The 18,742-nt window shown below is 37.5% G+C and carries 18 protein-coding genes; 12 read left to right on the forward strand and 6 right to left on the reverse strand.

Annotated features, from left to right (window positions below; all coding sequences use genetic code 11):
* Positions 1 to 4 precede the first annotated feature (4 nt).
* Together QCQ61_RS13900 and QCQ61_RS13905 are read right to left on the reverse strand one after the other, a co-directional pair.
* Positions 5 to 2,764 carry a carboxypeptidase-like regulatory domain-containing protein gene (locus QCQ61_RS13900; protein WP_279448246.1) on the reverse strand — a complete coding sequence of 920 codons (2,760 nt, stop codon included), beginning with the start codon at positions 2,762 to 2,764 and terminating at the stop codon, positions 5 to 7.
* A gap of 27 nt (positions 2,765 to 2,791) precedes the next feature.
* Complete coding sequence (locus QCQ61_RS13905) at positions 2,792 to 3,514, reverse strand: hypothetical protein (protein WP_279448247.1); 723 nt, start codon at positions 3,512 to 3,514, stop codon at positions 2,792 to 2,794.
* Between the two features lie 222 nt (positions 3,515 to 3,736).
* On the opposite strand from QCQ61_RS13905, the gene QCQ61_RS13910 reads away from it, so the two are divergent.
* The 5 genes from QCQ61_RS13910 to QCQ61_RS13930 all read left to right on the forward strand — a co-directional run bounded on the left by QCQ61_RS13910 (position 3,737) and on the right by QCQ61_RS13930 (position 8,245).
* The gene (locus tag QCQ61_RS13910; protein WP_279448248.1) at positions 3,737 to 4,273 is read left to right on the forward strand and encodes a DUF4142 domain-containing protein; all 537 of its coding nucleotides are present in this window, start codon (positions 3,737 to 3,739) and stop codon (positions 4,271 to 4,273) included.
* The gene (locus QCQ61_RS13915) at positions 4,273 to 4,635 is read left to right on the forward strand and encodes a plastocyanin/azurin family copper-binding protein (protein WP_279448249.1); all 363 of its coding nucleotides are present in this window, start codon (positions 4,273 to 4,275) and stop codon (positions 4,633 to 4,635) included. Before QCQ61_RS13910 ends, QCQ61_RS13915 begins: the two co-directional genes overlap by 1 nt.
* 142 nt (positions 4,636 to 4,777) lie before the next feature.
* Complete coding sequence (locus QCQ61_RS13920; protein WP_279448250.1) at positions 4,778 to 5,257, forward strand: hypothetical protein; 480 nt, start codon at positions 4,778 to 4,780, stop codon at positions 5,255 to 5,257.
* 69 nt (positions 5,258 to 5,326) lie between these two features.
* Complete coding sequence (gene arsC / locus QCQ61_RS13925; protein WP_279448251.1) at positions 5,327 to 5,668, forward strand: arsenate reductase (glutaredoxin); 342 nt, start codon at positions 5,327 to 5,329, stop codon at positions 5,666 to 5,668.
* A gap of 84 nt (positions 5,669 to 5,752) precedes the next feature.
* Entirely contained in the window at positions 5,753 to 8,245 is a 2,493-nt protein-coding gene (locus QCQ61_RS13930) for a TonB-dependent receptor (RefSeq protein WP_279448252.1), read from the forward strand.
* A gap of 75 nt (positions 8,246 to 8,320) precedes the next feature.
* On the opposite strand, the gene QCQ61_RS13935 is transcribed toward QCQ61_RS13930, so the two are convergent.
* A complete protein-coding gene (locus tag QCQ61_RS13935) occupies positions 8,321 to 8,491 on the reverse strand; it encodes a hypothetical protein (RefSeq protein ID WP_279448253.1) in 171 nt (56 codons plus the stop codon).
* A 226-nt stretch (positions 8,492 to 8,717) separates the two neighbouring features.
* On the opposite strand from QCQ61_RS13935, the gene fumC reads away from it, so the two are divergent.
* Entirely contained in the window at positions 8,718 to 10,103 is a 1,386-nt protein-coding gene (gene fumC / locus QCQ61_RS13940; protein ID WP_279448254.1) for a class II fumarate hydratase, read from the forward strand.
* 153 nt (positions 10,104 to 10,256) lie between these two features.
* On the opposite strand, the gene QCQ61_RS13945 is transcribed toward fumC, so the two are convergent.
* The 3 genes from QCQ61_RS13945 to QCQ61_RS13955 form a co-directional block, all read right to left on the reverse strand.
* Positions 10,257 to 13,448, reverse strand: a complete 3,192-nt coding sequence (locus QCQ61_RS13945) for a cytochrome c biogenesis protein CcsA (protein ID WP_279448255.1) — start codon at positions 13,446 to 13,448, stop codon at positions 10,257 to 10,259.
* Positions 13,449 to 13,513: 65 nt separating this feature from the next.
* Positions 13,514 to 13,918 (reverse strand): group III truncated hemoglobin, encoded by a 405-nt coding sequence (locus tag QCQ61_RS13950; RefSeq protein WP_279448256.1) that lies wholly within the window; start codon positions 13,916 to 13,918, stop codon positions 13,514 to 13,516.
* Between the two features lie 2 nt (positions 13,919 to 13,920).
* The gene (locus QCQ61_RS13955) at positions 13,921 to 14,208 is read right to left on the reverse strand and encodes a hypothetical protein (RefSeq protein WP_279448257.1); all 288 of its coding nucleotides are present in this window, start codon (positions 14,206 to 14,208) and stop codon (positions 13,921 to 13,923) included.
* A gap of 81 nt (positions 14,209 to 14,289) precedes the next feature.
* On the opposite strand from QCQ61_RS13955, the gene QCQ61_RS13960 reads away from it, so the two are divergent.
* The 6 genes from QCQ61_RS13960 to QCQ61_RS13985 all read left to right on the forward strand — a co-directional run bounded on the left by QCQ61_RS13960 (position 14,290) and on the right by QCQ61_RS13985 (position 18,735).
* On the forward strand, positions 14,290 to 14,877 hold the full coding sequence (locus QCQ61_RS13960; protein WP_279448258.1) for a Crp/Fnr family transcriptional regulator: 588 nt from the start codon (positions 14,290 to 14,292) through the stop codon (positions 14,875 to 14,877).
* A gap of 107 nt (positions 14,878 to 14,984) precedes the next feature.
* Positions 14,985 to 15,734, forward strand: coding sequence for a Rossmann-like and DUF2520 domain-containing protein (locus QCQ61_RS13965; protein WP_279448259.1), 750 nt, complete (start codon positions 14,985 to 14,987; stop codon positions 15,732 to 15,734).
* 109 nt (positions 15,735 to 15,843) lie between these two features.
* Positions 15,844 to 16,371, forward strand: coding sequence for a KdsC family phosphatase (locus QCQ61_RS13970; protein WP_279448260.1), 528 nt, complete (start codon positions 15,844 to 15,846; stop codon positions 16,369 to 16,371).
* A gap of 42 nt (positions 16,372 to 16,413) precedes the next feature.
* On the forward strand, positions 16,414 to 17,328 hold the full coding sequence (locus tag QCQ61_RS13975) for a geranylgeranylglycerol-phosphate geranylgeranyltransferase (protein WP_279448261.1): 915 nt from the start codon (positions 16,414 to 16,416) through the stop codon (positions 17,326 to 17,328).
* Positions 17,329 to 17,382: 54 nt separating this feature from the next.
* The gene (locus QCQ61_RS13980) at positions 17,383 to 18,054 is read left to right on the forward strand and encodes a VOC family protein (RefSeq protein WP_279448262.1); all 672 of its coding nucleotides are present in this window, start codon (positions 17,383 to 17,385) and stop codon (positions 18,052 to 18,054) included.
* 93 nt (positions 18,055 to 18,147) lie between these two features.
* Positions 18,148 to 18,735, forward strand: coding sequence for a Maf-like protein (locus QCQ61_RS13985; protein ID WP_279448263.1), 588 nt, complete (start codon positions 18,148 to 18,150; stop codon positions 18,733 to 18,735).
* The last annotated feature ends 7 nt before the right edge of the window (positions 18,736 to 18,742 follow it).

The following is an 18,742-nucleotide window of genomic DNA, read 5'->3' on the forward strand; positions in this document are numbered from 1 at the left end:
TTTTCTAAAACTTAAAATTATACGTTATGGTAGGAACCGGAATTGAAAAAATAGAAGTTTTGTACGCTTTTATCTCTCCAGCATCGTTCACAAAAAATACCGAATACGGATTGTTTCTTCCCAAAACATTATAAACCGAAATGTTTATAAAGCTATGCGCCAGTTTATTTAATTTGTGATTGCCTTCTATGTTTACGCCAAGGTCCAATCTGTAATAATCTGGAATTCTGAATTGATTGCGGTCGCTGTAAAGCACCTGTTCCTCACCCGCAAAAACATAGCGTCCGATGGGATAAGTAATGGGGCGCCCCGTTTGATAGGTGAAATTTCCGGAGAAGCTAAACCGCTTCGTTAACTTGTAATTTGCAACTACTGAAAAATCGTGTGGCTTATCGTAATTTGCAGGAAAAAATTCGCCGTTGTTTACGCGTTCCTGCATAATTTGGCTATCCAATTTTACTTGCGAACTGGAATAACTGTACCCAAAATAGCCATTGAATTTACCTGAATTTTTCTTCACTAAAAATTCTATTCCGTATGCTTTTCCTTCGCCTTGCAAAAGCTCTGTTTCAAGATTATCGTTTAAAATTAATTGGGCGCCAATTTTATAATCCAATAAATCGGTCATTGTTTTATAATAGCCCTCCAAACTAAATTCAACATCGGATGCAGGAAGATTTTTAAAGAAACCCAAGCTGTATTGGTTGGCGCGTTGCGGTGCAATATTTAAATCGGATAGTTTCCAAATATCTGTGGGCGATTGGGTAGTATTTGTGGAGAGAAGATGTAAATATTGAATTGTTCTGTTAAAACCTACCTTTACCGAGAAGTCGCTGCCCAACAGATAGCGTGCGGCAATTCTATATTCGGGTCCGCCGTAGGTTTCAATTATTTCGTTTTTATCGTAATGTTTAACCTCTACAATAGAATTTTCACTTTTTGGAACATCTGCTTCGTACACATTTTGCGTGGCTTCGCCTAATGCTGCATAAAACGAATAGCGCAGCCCAACATCTAACAGAAGCCTTTTGTTTACTTCAAATAAATCTGCAATGTACACGGCCGATTCCAAACCTTTTTCGCGATCCAAGCTTTTTGAGAGTACATCGGAATTTGCCCCGACGGGCTCAATATTGCCCGGGTCTATTGCGTACAATTTGCTGCTCAACCCGTAACTTAACTTGTGTTTTTTACTTAACTTATAGGTTAAATTAAGCTTCGCTTGATACTCGTTAAGGGCGTATCCAAAATCGAAATCTTCGTTGGCATCTGCCTCGTAATTAATTCCGTATTTATACTGGCTATTTACCAAAATAACCTCTGCCCTACTTTTATCGTTGAAATTGCGACCGTATTTTAACGAAATTAAACGGTTGTTATAATCAAAAATTGAATCTGAAGTTATGCTGAAACGGTCTTTGCTATAATAAAATGTACCTTGAATGGAATTGTTATTGTCTATATTGTGTTTGTATTTTACAATGCCATCGTAAAATGAAGCTTCACTGTTTTTAAGCTCTTCTTCGTCTAAACTTCGTAAAATCCAATCGGAATAGGTGGCTCGGAAACCCGCTATTAGCGAGGCTTTTCCTTTCACAACCGGAACTTCTACGGCGAGATTGGCGGTAATTGGGCCTACAGAACCTTCGCCCTTAAATTTTTCCATACTGCCAGATTTGGTTTCAATATCAAAAACTGAAGATAGTCTTCCTCCAAATTCGGCGGGGATACTGGCTTTGTAAATTTCTAAACTTCCGGTGGTAAACGGATTTACCGCTGAAAAGAAACCCAAAAAATGCGATGGATTGTAAAGCACCGCATCGTCTAACAGAATTAAATTTTGATCTGCGCGACCTCCGCGAACATTAAACCCACTGGAACCTTCACCCGCAGTTTTTATTCCCGGCATAGTAGTAGCAACTTTTAAAACATCGCGTTCGCCCAACACCAATGGTATGGTTTTTATAGCTTCAATATTTATATTTGTTACGCCAACGACCGCATCGCGTACATTGGCGTCTTTGTTCGATTTAACAATCACTTCATCGAGCGACTCGGTATTTTCGCGCAATTGAATATTTAAACTGCCGTCGCCGTACATAATTACGTCTTGACGAATACGTTCAAATCCCAACAGGTTTGTTTCCAGTTTATTTAAGCCATAGGGCAACCGCATACTAAAACGTCCGTCTGCATCGGTTACGGCATATTTACTTCTATCTGTAGTAGAAATAGAAAGGTTTTGTAGGGGTTCGCCAGTTTTTGCATTTTTAAAAGATCCCGAAAGTATATAGGTTTTATTTGAAGCGTTGGGCGTTTGTTTGCCAATGGTTACCAGTTTTCTAGTCTCAACAGATTGAGAGGCGTATTCTTCCTGAAATATCGGGGCGTTGTCGATTGTTTCGGGCTGCTTCTCTTCGGGTTTTGCATCGTTAAAATAATTGGTTGGCAGTTCGGTATATACATAGGTATTGTTCAATAAAATTACCTTGCCTTCGTGTAAAACATAATTGATGTTTGTATTGCTGAAAAGCCCATCTAACACAGTTCGCAGCGTTTCATTTTTAAAGCTTTTCGTTACGGAATAACCCTGCAACCAAGAATCTTCAAAATAAAATGTTTTATCTGAAAGTGTTTCAACTTTTAAAACGGCTTCCTTTAAGGGGGTATTGTTAAAACTTACGGTTATATTTTGCGTGTTTTGCGCAACAGTTACAGCGCAAACAATTGAAAATAATACAAGTACAAAAAATCTTTTTTGCATGGGTAATTTCGACTTCAAAATTATAATTTAATTTATTTCCGTTTTAGTGCCATCGAGATATTTCACCAGATTTACCATAAAATCGTTGGGATTAGATTTGTAGTGCCTTTTATAGCTTTTATAATACATTTTTATGGCATCCTCTTTCTGCGGAAGTAATTTGCGCAAATCTTTTGGTGCATTAATAATGCTGTATTTTCCTTCGGTTTTAAGGACGTAATAATCGGCTTCGGAAAACCGATACTGAATCCCGTTATTTAAGGCTTTGTCTTTTTTCTTTTTGGTGTGTTTTATATAAAGTTCCAGTTCATTTCCCAACACGGCTACTTCAAAATACCCATTGCCGGATACATTTAAATTGGTATTGGTGAGCCGCACAAAGTTGCGATTGTAAATTGAAAAAGATGTAACAAATTCGGGAATTAACTTCACATTAAAAACACTTAAGTTATCGTTAGATCGCGTTAGCAGATTGTCTTCCAATAGATCGTATTTCAAAAAAACGGCCACGTAAAATTGTCCATTGTAGGTAAGGCTGCCCTTGGTATAATCAAACCCATTAAAATACCGATACGTACCATTGGTGTTTAAAAAAAGGTCCGTAAACTCTGTACCGTTATACAAACCGGTATTGCCCAGACCTACGAGCGCATCATAACTTTTGTACACGCTGTGGTCTAAATTATTTTGCGCAGTGGAGAAAAATGAAAGTAAAAAGAGAAAGGCAAAAAGGTAGCTAGTTATTTTCAAAATTATTTCTGTGTAAAAATTTATTTAAAAGTAATTAAAAAATCACGTTTCATTGGTTGTTTCTAAAATGAATTTTTAAAACTGAAGCTATAATTAAGGTTTAGGAAGCACCGCAGTTAACGCCTAGTAAATGCAAAAAATTATTAAAGTGAGATTTTTTGTAACCGTTTAAAATTGGTGTCATCCAATAAACAAATGATAAACCATTAAAACAGATGTATTATGAAAACAATTTTAAAAAGTAAAGTATGGGCATCAATAGTTATGCTCTTGATTGCTGCCATAGGGTTTGCACAGCAAGCGCCGCAGCTCAATGACGCCGAAATAGCCCACGTAGCTGTTGTTGCCAACCAAATAGATATAGATTATGCCAAAATTGCCATGGACCGATCTAAAAATCCCGAGGTACGCGAATTTGCCCAAACAATGATTGCAGACCATAACGCAATTATTGAACAGGCCGTAGCCTTGGTCACCAAACTTGGCGTTGAGCCACAAGATAATGCCGTGAGCCAATCGCTATTAAAGCAAGCCGAGGCAACCACTAAAATGTTAAAAGCCGCTAAAGGAGCTGCGTTCGACAAGGCGTATGTAGATAACGAGGTAGCATACCACCAAGCGGTAATAGACGCCGTGAAAGGGGTGTTAATTCCGCAGTCGCAAAATGCCGAATTAAAAGCGTTGCTAAAAGTTGCATTGCCAATTTTAGAAACCCATTTGGGGCACGCAAAAATGGCTCAAAGTAAAATTTCGAAATAATGAGTTTGTTTTACAAATCGGCTACACTATTTTCTTGCTTCCTCGTAGTATTACTTGGTATATTTTTGGTTTCAACAGGGTTTAAACCTGAAACCCCAAATACCGAAGCGCCGGTAACCCATGTGGTTACAATCCATCAAATGAAGTTTGACCCAGAAAAACTCGTGGTAAAAAAAGGAGATGTTGTACAGTGGGTAAACAAAGATATCGTGCCCCATGACGTTACAGAAATAAATAAAAAATGGACATCGAAAATTCTTGAAAAAGATGCCAAATATAAAAAAGTAATAACAGAAAATTTAAATTACTTCTGTAGTTTACACGTTATAATGAAAGGTTCGGTTACCGTAAAAAACCATTGATTCCCCATTTTTTTTAGTTGTTGTAAAAATCCACCGTTATTATGATACTTCATTTTAACAGTGGATTTTTTAATATCTATAATTGAAAATTGGCAGACCGTAGCGTTTTAAATTCTGAAAAACACTTGTACCTTTACCGAAGATGAAAGCAGCCTCCTTAAAAGAAATTAAAACCGAACTAAACCATCGTTCCACCCAAGAATTGCTGGAGCTTTGCCTGCGGTTATCAAAATTTAAAAAAGAAAATAAGGAACTTCTAACCTATTTATTGTTTGAATCTGCAAATGAAGAAGGCTTTGTTTTAAGTATCAAAGAAAAGGTAGATGCGGATTTTGAAAACATAAACACCAAAACCTATTTTTACATTAAAAAGAGTGTTCGAAAGATTTTGAGGGAGCTTAAAAAATTTATCCGCTATTCACAAAAAAAAGAAACCGAAGTTGAGCTTTTGCTCTATTTTTGTGAAAAATTAAAGGACTTTCAACCCTCGATAAAACGAAATACAACCCTTACCAATTTATACAATAGACAAATTGATTATATTTCAAAAAAAGTAGAAACCTTGCACGAAGATCTGCAATACGACTATAAGTTAGAGCTGGAAAAATTATCGCAAAAGTAATATTCCTGTAGTTTTATCGCTATGCTCTAAAACACTTGTATTCATTACTTCAATTTAAATTTAAAAACTATGACCACCCTTTATCACAATCCACGTTGCAGTAAATCGCGCCAAGCCCTTCAACTTTTGGAAGCAGAAGGTGAAACTATAGAAATTATAAAATATCTTGAAACCCCACCATCGCACCAAGAATTAAAACAGGTAATTGAATTGTTGGGCATAAACCCTATGGCTTTAATTAGAACGAACGAAGCCGAATGGAAAGAAAATTACAAAGGCAAAAAATTAACAGACGAAGCACTTATTGAGGCCATGGTGAAACACCCAAAATTAATAGAGCGCCCTATTGCCATTAGAGGGACCGATGCCGTTATCGGCAGACCGCCCGAAAAAGTATTGGAAATTTTATAAATTGCCTTTCGATATTTAACAGAAATTTAGCAATTGCCAATTAAACCACCGCTATTTTCGCAGGTCAAAATTGCTAAAGACTACATGAAACGCTACCTTTCCCTATTATTTCTTTTAGCCACGACACTGCTCTTGGCTCAAAACACTACAAACAATCAAGTTACCGTTAAAGGCCTTATTTTAGAAGACGGTACTGACTATCCCTTAGAATACTCTACTGTTTCCTTTATCAATAAAGAAGGAAAAACCGTAACCGGAGGAATTACCAATGAGGAGGGAAAATACAGCATCGACGTGCCAGAAGGAGTATATACGGTGCGATATGAATTTATTTCATATAAAACGAAGGAGGTCCCAAATCAAAATCTTACAAAAAACACCACCTTGCCTACAATAAAGCTTGCTATGGACGCTGCAAGCCTGGACGAGGTTGTGGTACGTGCAGAAACTACAGAGGTACAGGTAAGACTCGATAAAAAAATATACAACATAGGGAAAGACCTAACCGCAGGTGGTGCCACCGTTAGCGATGCACTTAACAACGTACCATCGGTAACCGTAGATATAGACGGTGCAATTGCACTTCGCGGCAATGAAAACGTGCGTATTTTAATTAACGGAAAACCATCTGCAATCGCCGGTTTTGGTTCTACCGATGCCCTTCGCCAACTTCCTGCTGAAGCCATTGAGCGTGTAGAGGTTATTACCTCGCCATCTGCCCGATACGATGCCGAAGGAACCGCCGGAATTTTAAATATTATTCTTAAGAAGGAAAAAACCTTGGGCCTTAACGGTTCTATTAGTACGAGTATTGGGGTGCCGCTAAATAGCAACGCTTCTGGAAATATTAATATTCGCACAGATAAGTTTAATATTTTTAACACTACCGGGGTTTACTATCGCAGCGGACCGGGAAGAGCGTTTTTTAACAACAATTATTTTCCGCGTACATTTTTAGACGATAATGGCGACCCAGTAACGGTAGATCCGCAGTACGATCAGGTTATAGAGCGCAGAGATTATAACAGACAGGGCGACGGTTTTAATACTAACTTAGGAATTGAATATTTTTTAACCGATAAATCATCTATCACTGCGAGTGGCTTTTATCGCAAAGGTGGCGGTAGGGACGTAACTACAAACAATACTTCCAACTATAACGATAATACCATAGCGGAAAGCATTTTGCGGGTCGAAAATGAAGATGAAGACGATAGTAATTATCAATTTTCGCTAAATTATGTGAACAATTTTAATGACCACGGCCATAAACTCACGGCCGATTTACAATACGATCGTGGAAAAGACGACGAGCGTTCATTGATTTCTGAGGAAAGAATATTTCCAAATAATACAGCACTTTCTGCCGAAGAAATTATTGAAAAACAAAACCAAACCGAGTATTTAGCACAGGCAGATTATGTATTGCCTATTGGTGAAAACGCACAGTTTGAAGCTGGTTATCGCGGTAAATTTGAAGAATCTAAAACAGATTACACCCTTTTCGAAGAAACAGGAACAAGCGGGATTTTTGTAAGAAACGATAGCCTTTCAAACGTATTTAACTACAATGAAAACGTACACGCTTTGTATTCGCAATACGGCAATAAATTTGGAAAATTTTCCTTTTTACTCGGACTTCGACTTGAGAACACACAACTAAAAGGAAAGGTAGATGCCGAAAATGTTTCAGAAAATACCCCGCTAAATTTAAATTTTGACAAAAACTACACGGGTCTTTTTCCCACGGTAAATCTTACATTTGAAATAAAAGACAACGAAAACATTACTTTAGGTTACAACAGAAGAATTAACAGGCCACGCCACTGGTTTATTAACCCGTTTCCATCGCGTTCAAGTGAGGCAAACGTATTTCAAGGTAACCCAAATTTAGACCCGGCCTATGCCAGCGCTTTCGATTTAGGATACTTAAAACGTTGGAAAAAATTTACGCTAACCACTTCAATTTACTACCAGCACGAAACCGATGCCTTTGAAAGAGTGCAGGAAGAAACTGGCGAGGTAACAAGCAACGGAATACCAATTATTCGCACCCTGCCCATAAACCTTTCAACCAACAAACGGTACGGTTTTGAATTGGGATTGCTCTACAATCCTACAAAATGGCTTAATTTAAACGGAAGTTTCAACTACTTTCAGTTTGAAACCGAAGGTTTTTACAACGGTGTAGATTACGGTGCCGAAAACACAAGTTACTTCGGGCGTTTTAGCAGTAAAGTAAAACTTCCTTGGAAAGTTGAATGGCAAACCAGTGCCTTTTACAGAGGTCCGTCCAATAACTCACAAACCGAAAGCGACCCAATTTTGTCAGTAAATATGGCAATGAGTAAAGATATTATAAACGACAACGGAACTTTGGCTTTAAACGTAAGCGATTTGTTTAATACTAGAAAAAGAAACAGCCTTACTACTACCGATACGTTTACCAGTGAAAGCGAATTTCAGTGGAGACGCCGTCAGGTAACGCTCACATTTACGTACAGATTTAATCAGAAAAAACAACGTCAGCGTCCGGATAGAGAAGGAAATTTTGACGAAGGCGGATTTGAAGGTTAACTCAACGTGATTAATTGCAAATAAAAAAGGGAGCCAATTTTGGTTCCCTTTTTTAATATATATATTCTAAAAATTTTACTCTATTTCCTTTTTACGTTTTGCATCACGCTTTAGTTTCCAAGTTTCATAAAGCTGTCCACCAATCCAATAAGGCAGAATACTCACCAAAAATATCATTAACCAAAACCCCATAGTAAGGATTGTAAGGAAAACAAGAAAACCTAAATATTGTTCGAATGTAAACATGTTGCAGCGTTTTTAATTGATGCCCCAAAGATAATAGGATTTTTTGAAAAACAACAATAAAACAATCCGATTTATTCACAACAAATAAACAGCCGCGCGGGTTGAACAACTTTTGGCTTTTCGTTACCTTTGCATTAAAGCTTCCAAAGCTAAGGCGAAGGGGTTTTTTTAAAAGTTTCTAAATGTGGGTTTAGAGCCATATCAATTCATAATTAATACTTTCACAATGCAATATAGAATAGAAAAAGACACTATGGGCGAGGTAAAAGTACCTGCCGACAAACTATGGGGGGCACAAACCGAACGCTCCTTTGAAAACTTTAAAATAGGTCCGAAAGCTTCCATGCCCTTGGAAATAATTTACGGCTTTGCGTATCTTAAAAAAGCTGCCGCTTACACCAACTGCGAATTAGGCGTACTTCCCGAAAACAAAAGAGATTTAATTGCAAAAGTTTGCGATGAGATTTTGGACGGAAAGCACGACGATCAATTTCCGTTGGTAATCTGGCAAACAGGTAGTGGTACCCAAAGCAATATGAATGTAAATGAAGTTATTGCAAACCGCGCGCACCAACTTGCTGGAAAAACTATAGGAGAAGGTGAAAAAACATTACAGCCCAATGACGATGTTAATAAATCGCAATCGTCTAACGATACCTTTCCAACAGGTATGCATATTGCGGCGTATAAAAAATTAATTGAAACTACGTTGCCGGGTGTTGCCCAACTTCAAAAAACACTTGCTAAAAAAGCCGAAGAATTTAAAGATATTGTAAAAATAGGCCGCACCCATTTTATGGATGCTACGCCCCTAACTCTTGGGCAGGAATTTGGAGGTTACGCGGCACAATTGGAGCATGGCCTTAAAGCATTAAAAAGTACCTTGCCTCATTTAGCCGAACTGGCTTTGGGTGGTACAGCCGTAGGAACGGGCCTAAACACCCCAAAAGGCTACGACGTAAAAGTAGCCGAATACATCGCAAAGTTTACCGATTTACCATTTGTTACCGCAAAAAATAAGTTTGAAGCACTTGCCGCACACGATGCTTTTGTAGAAAGCCACGGTGCCCTTAAACAATTGGCCGTTTCATTAAACAAGATAGCAAACGACGTGCGTATGCTTGCCAGCGGACCCCGCAGCGGTATTGGTGAAATAAATATTCCGGCAAACGAACCGGGTTCGTCTATTATGCCCGGAAAGGTAAACCCTACGCAATGTGAAGCTTTAACCATGGTTTGTGCACAAGTTATCGGGAACGATATGGCCGTAGCTGTTGGGGGTATGCAGGGGCAGTTTGAATTGAATGTTTTTAAACCCGTAATGGCAGCCAACTTCCTTCAGTCTGCACAATTATTGGGCGATGCTTGTGTATCATTTGATGTTCACTGTGCACAGGGAATTGAGCCAAATTACGAAGTAATTAAAAAGCAATTGAATAACAGCTTAATGTTAGTAACTGCCTTAAATCCAAAAATTGGATATTATAAAGCTGCTGAAATTGCAAATACAGCTCACAAAAACGGAACAACCTTAAAGGAAGAAGCAGTAAACCTTGGATATTTAACCGCCAAAGAATTTGACGAATGGGTAAAACCTGAGGCTATGGTATAATGAAACAGTAATTAGAAGTTTTATACGGTAAATTTTTAAAGCCCCGTACTACGAGTATTTATTCGTATTACGGGGCTTTTATTTTATAAGTATTTTAAATTCCGCTATGTTTTTACAACCAGATTGGTATTTTGAACACTTGGAATGGCAGGTTTATTTTTTAAGTGTTTTGGGCTTTTTTTTCTTTCCGTAATACTTCTTATATCTAAAATAAGACACAACACTTAAAATAACTCCGAATAAGGTAATCCACCAAACAAATGTTGGAGTGGCTGGCGCATCGCCACTTGCGTAACTATGCAAGCCGCTTAAATAAAAATTAACCCCAAAGTACGTCATCATAATTGAAGCATACGCAAACATTGCCAAAACATTAAAGGTCCATCTTCCGCGAAGCCCAGGCACCAATCTAGCGTGAATTACAAAAGCGTAGATCATTATGCTAATAAGAGCCCATGTTTCTTTTGGATCCCAACCCCAATAGCGCCCCCAACTCTCGTTAGCCCATTGGCCTCCTAAAAAGTTACCAATGGTAAGGAGAACCAAACCTACGGTTAGTGCCATTTCGGTTACTACGGTAAGTTCGCTTATGTTGATTTCCATATTTTTATAATTGCGCTTATTGGTAAAGATCATCAAAAAGAGAGATACAGCTGCCAAAATCATCCCTAAGGTGAAGGGGCCGTAGCTCATAACAATTACCGCCACATGTATCATTAACCAATAACTATCTAGTACCGGCTGTAATGTTGCGATGGATGGATCTAACCAGTTTTCATGTGCAACCCACAAAATAATTGCGCCTGCAAAAGCCGTGGCTGCAACGGTTAAATCGCTTCGTCGGCCAAAGGCCAAGCCAAAGAAAATGGTTGCCCACGCCACATAAATTACAGATTCGTACGCATCGCTCCAAGGGGCGTGCCCACTAACATACCAACGCAATGCCAGCCCAAGTGTCATTAGAGCAAAGAAAATCCACATTATAATTTTGGAACCACTTATTAGGGTTCGGAGAATTTTTCTATCCTTAAAGAGCTGCATAACGATGAAAACCATCATTAAAATTCCGAATACTGCAAAGTATTTATAAAGTCTATTAAAGATATCGGCTTGGTTGTAAATTGTTTCAGCGCGAAGTTTGTTTTCTGAAGGCATTACTTCGGCTCCGTATTTTTTCTGAAAATTGGTTATACTTTCCAGAAAGTCATCCGCCTGCTTGTAATCGCCAGTTTGCCGGGCTTTTTTTAGACTGTCAAAATACAGCGGAAGTATATTTTTGGCATATAATGAGTCCATTCCCTGTAAGTTGGCTTCTCCCAATTCTGGATACGAAACCCATTTATTTCCAGGATCTTCGGGAATTGGAAATATTTTTAGAATACTTCCACTTAACGCTGCATTTAATAGCGAAAAATTTTCATGAGCTCTAATAAAGTCCTTTTGAAATTGATTGGGTGTATTGGTGCGGGTTGCTGCGGCCAAATAGGGTTCCAACTTGTAATTTCCCTTTTCATCAAAAAGATCCAACAACGCAATATCCTTTTGTCCTTCGGGTACACCTGCTACGTGGCGAATACTATCATTACCGCGTTTAAGAGCAATTAACGGCACTTCAACCCAAAGTCGCGGAAACTCCGTCATTGAAATAAAAGCTTGGTTTGCATCTAAGCCTTGGTAGGTATCGTGTCGGCTAATTTTTCTTAAAAGTTCGCTGGCAAAAGTATTTACGGGCTTCATTCGCCCGTTATCTTGAATAATTAAATGCCCGAATTTAGCCGCGTGTTCCTTGCTTACTGCATTGGCTACAATCAACGAGTCTATTTTCTGTTTTGGAACAACCGTATGCGCTGAAGGATCGTGCTGCTGTGCGAAACCTGAAAAAGAAAAAAGAAACACCAAAATGGTTATCATATTTTTCTTTTTACGTTTAATCCTGTTTAAAATTTCTTCTAATTTTCCAAAGCGACTATGTTTACTAAAAAGAATAGCCATCATACCAAGATACAATAAAAAGTACCCGATGTAGGTAATCCAAGTACCCCACCAGTCGTGGTTTACCGAAAGAATTGTACCGCCTTCATCGGGGTCAAAACCAGACTGAAAAAACCTGTAACCTTGATGGTCCAGCACGTTGTTCATAAAAATTTCGGCATCGAAGTGGGATTTATCTTCATCAATCACGGTAACTTTACTTTTAAAGGAAGAATAACCCTTTTCGGTGCCAGGATATTTTTCGGCAATAAAATCGTTTAACGTAATACTAAAAGGAAGCTCAATACTTTCAGAGCCATAGCTGGTATAAACCTTTAAACCTCCAATTTCAGTTTCTACTGGGTTTGGAGCCGTTCCTTTTCCACCAAGCAGGGATACTGTTTTTGTTTCGCCACCCGCGCTAATTTCCACAACAAGTGCGTCTTGATGGCTCGGTTGGTCGGCAGCGGCTTTTACCACACCAAATTTACCTTTTGTAATTGGCTCTGGCGCAACAAATGATATACCAGCCATTCTATACAACGAGCGCAGATTGAAAGGCTGCACACTATCTGATAGAACTTCGCCCTCCAATTGGTCTGCCATCCTTAAAAAGTTTCCTTCAAAGGGACTGGAAATTGTGTAATCGCCATCGTTAGAATATGTAATGTTAATTGCACCTTCTGTTGGCTTATTAATCGCGAAAAGAATATTGTGAATATTTGATACTTCCCCCACTTTAACCCAATGATCGTGACGTTCACCTTCACCTGCTTCTACTATTTTAAGGTATTCTTCTCCGTTTTCATCAGGAGTTAATCCTTCGGTTGCGCCACTAATAAAATCTTTATATTCAATTGTAACGGGCTGGCCATTATAATCGGTTTCGACTGTAAAGTGATTGTTTAGTTTTTCAGAAAGTCGCAGTTTTTTAGGTTTCACCTTTCTTCGTTGTGCAACGCCATCGATCATATAATCGCCATCAATAAAAACATCAAGATAGGTTTGCTCTGAAAGAATTGAGTTTTCGGTTTGTCCTTCGCGAATGTGCATTACTCCTTCAAAACCAATATATCGGGTAACGAAGGCACCAAATATTACTAAAATAAAAGCCAAATGCAGCATTAGGGATGCCCACATTTTGCGTTTGTGAAGGTTGTATCTAAAAATATTACCGATAAAATTAATTACAAAAAGCGCCATTATGGCTTCGAACCACCAAGCGTTGTAGATTAATTCTCTGGTGTAGGGCGTTGGCGGACTCTGGGAGTCTGCATCCATAAATGTTCCCGCCGCCATGGCAGCAGCATAAACAATGAATAAAACAGCGGTAAGTCTAGTAGAGAAAAGAACGGAAGCAATCTTTTTTTGCATTACAGGAAATTTTGGCGCAAAAATAAGGAATTAGACCCATTTGGACTACTGAAATGTGTTAACTATTACCCCTTTTTTACTTCTTGATTTCTGGCATTAAAAATATTTAAATGGATAAACGTACCCATGTTTCGTGCACGATTTATTGCAATCTGCGCCGTTTCACCTTCAAAAAGTTCATTTATGGTTTCTAACCAAAGGTTAATCCAGGTTCCAAAGTGAAGTTCGTTAATGGTTCCCCCCACTTTTTTGTCTACTTCAATATGCGCGTGAAGTGGATTTCCATAGTATTTACGGGCATAGAGCAAATTGGTTTCCCAGAAATCTGTAAGTAGTTCCAGATGCGTTTCCCAATCATCTATAATTCCATTGAAAATAGGCCCGAGAAGTGCGTCTTTCCTAACTTTTGAATAAAACGTATTTACTAGCAAAGACACATCTTCGCGGGATTCTATTTCTTTTTTGCTCATCTTTAGAGTAAGGTTATTAATATTAATAGCAAATTCGCCACTAAACTAACAATAAGTAGCCAGAAAGCAAATTTTCTATTTGTACCTGCCAACAAAGCCGCATTGTATCCCATACACAATGAAACGCAAATAGTTAATTCTATTCCTGATAGTAGCGATGTACCTTGGGCCAAAACGGTCATTGCCGCCACAGAACCAATACAACTGTTTAAAATAATACTTAAGGGAATATACATATAATAGTCATGCTCAAATTGTGCTTGCCAATGTTTTAAAGAAAGAGTTTTCATACTATAAATAGGGTTTTGATTTTTAAAGCGTAAATTTACAACGCGAAACAGGCCCTATTTTATGAGGCTAATCATAAAGCTATGATTCCAGAAAATTTACTTTTAGACTACAATGCAACCCTTGAAACTATTGATGCTTCAGAAGTAATTCTACACGAAAAAAAACGCGCCGACCACTATTTTCAGGTGAAATCGGGAGAGGTAAAAATGTACAACCTCAACGATCAGGGAAAGGAATTTGTGCAAGGCATTTTCTATAAAGGTGAAAGTTTTGGCGAACCACCTTTATTCGGCGATTTTAAATATCCGGCTTCAGCAGCGGCAGTTAAAAAAACCGAACTGTTTAAGCTCAGCAAAACCAACCTTTTTGAACTCCTAACCCACAATCCAGAAATACATCTAAAATTTACCAAGGCCATGGCCAAACGGCTATTTTATAAAGCAACTATTTTAAAGGAAATCTCGGTACATACACCAGAACATCGCATTTTGGCGCTGATAGATTTATTAAAAAAGAAATACGGCGACGAGACACTCTTTCAAGTAGAATTAACGCGGCAGCAAATTGCAGATTTAACCGGGCTTCGCGTTGAGACGGTGATTCGCGCTATAAAACAACTGGAACAGGATGGCGAATTAAAACTTATTAAACACAAAGTTTTCCGTTAAAAATGTCCAAACAATATAGGAACAAAACATTAAAAAATAACTAATTTCAAATTAATTAGATTGTTATTTCGCTCTTATCTTTCTACTAAAAAATCTAACTTCGCACTATGATAAAAGTGGTTTTATTAGGCTTCGGAAACGTAAATAGCCATTTGCTTAAAGCTTTTAATAAAAGTGATGAAATATCTGTGGTTCAGATTTTTAATAGAAATTACATTAAAATGATTTCGCCATTTTCAGCTATCTCATTTACCGATTCAATTTCAGAAATTGCCAATGCCGATATTTATATCATCGGCATTCCGGACGATGCAATTTCTAACTTTTCTGCAAGCTTACACTTTAAAAACAAATTGGTTGTGCATACTTCCGGCGGCGCGGCTATGGATGTACTTTCGTCTAAAAATAGGCGCGGCATATTTTATCCGTTGCAAACATTTTCAAAACAACGCAGTGTAGATTTTACAAATATCCCTATTTGTATTGAGGCTGAAAACCCACAAGATTTAGATTTGTTGCAACAGTTGGGAAGTGTTATTTCAAAAAATGTGAAAATTATTTCTTCTGAAAAAAGAACAAAATTGCACCTTGCGGCAGTTTTTGTGAATAATTTTGTAAACTATTTATACCAAATTGGAAGTGAAATTGTAACAAAAGAAGATTTGCCATTTGAACTTTTAAAACCTCTTATTGCTGAAACGGCACTTAAAATTGAAGCCCTTTCTCCCAAAGAGGCCCAAACCGGACCCGCAAAAAGAAACGACAACAAAACAATTGAAAAACATTTACATTTACTGGAAGATAATGACTTTAAAGATTTTTATAAATTATTTACAACAGCATTACGAGAGAGATAAAAAATTGTCGCAAACTCACAAAAATCCTTTAAACTGTAATTGCTAAATAGCGCGAAATAAAATTGGAAGTATAATCCATTCTGTAAAATAATAGTCTAAAAACGCACCCATGAGCTACAAAGAATATTTAAATCACATTACAACCTTTATTTTTGATATAGACGGCGTATTAACCGATGGCACTATACAAGTAAACACCCAAGGCGAAATGTTCCGAACTATGAATATTAAAGATGGTTACGGTTTAAAAACCGCTGTGGAGCAAGGCTATAACGTTTGTATAATTTCGGGTGGCACCAATGAGGGCGTTCGGATTAGACTTCAAAATCTGGGAATAAAAGATATTTTTTTAGGTGCGCATCAAAAAACCGAAATTTTAGAAACATACCTAAAAAACAATAATATAAAACGCGAAAACACTTTGTATATGGGCGACGATCTACCAGATTTCGAAATTATGCAGGAAGTTGGTTTACCCACCTGTCCGCAAGATGCGGTACCTGAAATTAAAACTATTTCAAAATACGTTTCGCACAAAAAAGGTGGAAAAGGTTGCGTTCGCGACGTAATTGAACAAGTGCTGAAAGTACAAAACAAATGGCAGATAAGTAAAGGCGTTAGTGCCAAATACGATTAAGCCAATTCTAAAAAGAAGTGCTGCAAAATTGAAATTATCACCTTGAAATATTTAAACCTTATTCGCTATCAAAATCTGCTATTTATTGCATTAGTGCAGATTTTTATAAAATTTGGCCTTTTTATTCCTTTTGGCGCTACCACTGTTTTAGACAATCTGCATTTTGCCTTCCTAGTTTTTGCAACCCTTTGTATTGCCGCGGCAGGAAATATTATCAACGACCTATACGATGTGGAAATTGATAAAATCAACAAACCTAATAAGGTGCTGATTGGCGAAAAAGTTTCTGAAAAGAACGCCAATAGACTTTTTATAATGTTAAATATACTTGGCGTGGCAATTGGTTTTTATCTCGCGAACAGTATTCTAAAGCCAAGTTTTGCAGCGCTTTTCGTCGCAATTTCTGCACTTCTTTATTTATATGCTTCCTATTTAAAAGGGATATTGCTCTTGGGAAATCTTACCATTTCAATCTTGGTGGCTATGAGCTTGATAATCGTTCCCATTTTCGATTTGCTTCCAGCAGTAACACAGCAAAACCAAACTACACAAGCTACTGTTTTTACAATTGTTTTGCACTATGCCCTGTTTGCATTTTTCAGTAATTTAATTCGCGAAATAGTAAAAGATCTACAAGATATTAACGGCGATAAAAAAGGCGGTAAAAACACATTAGCTATTGCTATTGGCAGAAAGCGAACAGTAACAATTGTTTTTGTTTTAGGGGTAATTTTGGTCTTTGGCGTGGTATTTTATATGTATGAAAACTTGTATAATTCGCAAGCCATTTTATTGTATTTTCTTTTTGCCATTGTGGGACCATTGCTTTATTTCTGCATTAAAGCGTGGGATGCCAAAACTACCAGTAACTATGCTTTTCTGTCGGCGCTTTTAAAAGTTATTATGTTTTTGGGAATATGTTCCATTCCGTTGTATCAATTTGTAATTTTGAAATAACAACACATCCAATAGTGCATTAACTTGGACACGTTGGAAAAAAAATACAGTACGATGAAATTTAAGGAAGTCACGCTTTACACATCTCAAATTGAGCTTCAAAACACGTTTTATACCGAAGTACTGGGATTAAAAAATATCACGGACACTAAAAATATAATTTCTTTTAAAGTGAGAAACACCCATATTAAATTCGTAAAATGCAACTCCTCGCACCCCTATCACTTCGCGTTTAATATTCCGTCAAACAAAACTAATGAAGCTTTAGAATGGTTAAAAAAGCGAGTGGAAATTCAAAAAGACGGCCAAGCCGAAATTGTTGATTTTCCCGCCTGGAACGCAAAATCTATCTACTTTTACGATGCCGATAAAAACATACTCGAATTTATTGCCCGAAAAAATTTAGACAATAAAACGGTGCAACCGTTTAGCGCGGAGGCCTTGCTGGAAATTTCAGAAATAGGCATTGCAACTAACCAATTTAAAGAAAAATTTACTCATTTAACTTCAGAACTGGGGTTGCGAAAATTTGGCGGCGGTGAAGCCATTTTTAGCGCCATTGGATCTGAACGGGGCCTTTTTATTTTAATAGACAAATTGCAAAAAGATTGGTTTCCTACAAACGACAAGGCTTTTTCGGCAGATTTTCAAACAATTTTTGAAGTGGAGCAAAAAACCATACGTTTAACATTTAAAAACGACACAATTACTTACGAATATTTATAGCCTTAGCTTGCAAAAACAACTGCCAAAACTTTCAGAATTCGCATCTTTGCAGAAGTGTGCTATTTAAGGAAATATAAATTTTAAATTATTGAAATGCTTCGCGAAAAATTAAAAAATTACAACATCATCCTCGCTTCCGGATCGCCGCGCAGACAAGCTTTTTTTAAGGAGTTAAGTATTGATTTTACCATTTGTGTAAAAGAAGTAAACGAAACATATCCACCGGCTTTACAATGTTCGGACATTACCGATTTCCTTTCAAGACTGAAGGCTTCGGCTTTTTTGAATTTACGTGAAAACGATATTTTAATCACCAGCGACACTATAGTTTGGAAAGATAAAATTGCCCTCGGAAAACCAAAAAATTTTGAAGAAGCCAAGCAAATGCTTCAAAATTTGAGTGGCCAAATGCATGAGGTAATTACATCTGTTTCTTTTACTTCAAAAAATTTTCAGACTACGGTAAACGATGTAACTAAAGTTTGGTTTAAACCGCTTTCGGAAGCAGAAATCAACTTCTATATAAAAACCTATAAACCCTTTGACAAAGCGGGAAGCTACGGTATTCAGGAATGGATTGGCTACATTGGCATCGAAAAAATTGAAGGTTGTTATTTTAATGTAATGGGGTTGCCCACCCGACTTGTTTACAAAACGTTAACCGAAATTGCCGCCCGTTGAATTTGTG

The sequence above is a fragment of the Aequorivita marisscotiae genome, from assembly GCF_029814825.1.
GTDB lineage: Bacteria > Bacteroidota > Bacteroidia > Flavobacteriales > Flavobacteriaceae > Aequorivita > Aequorivita marisscotiae.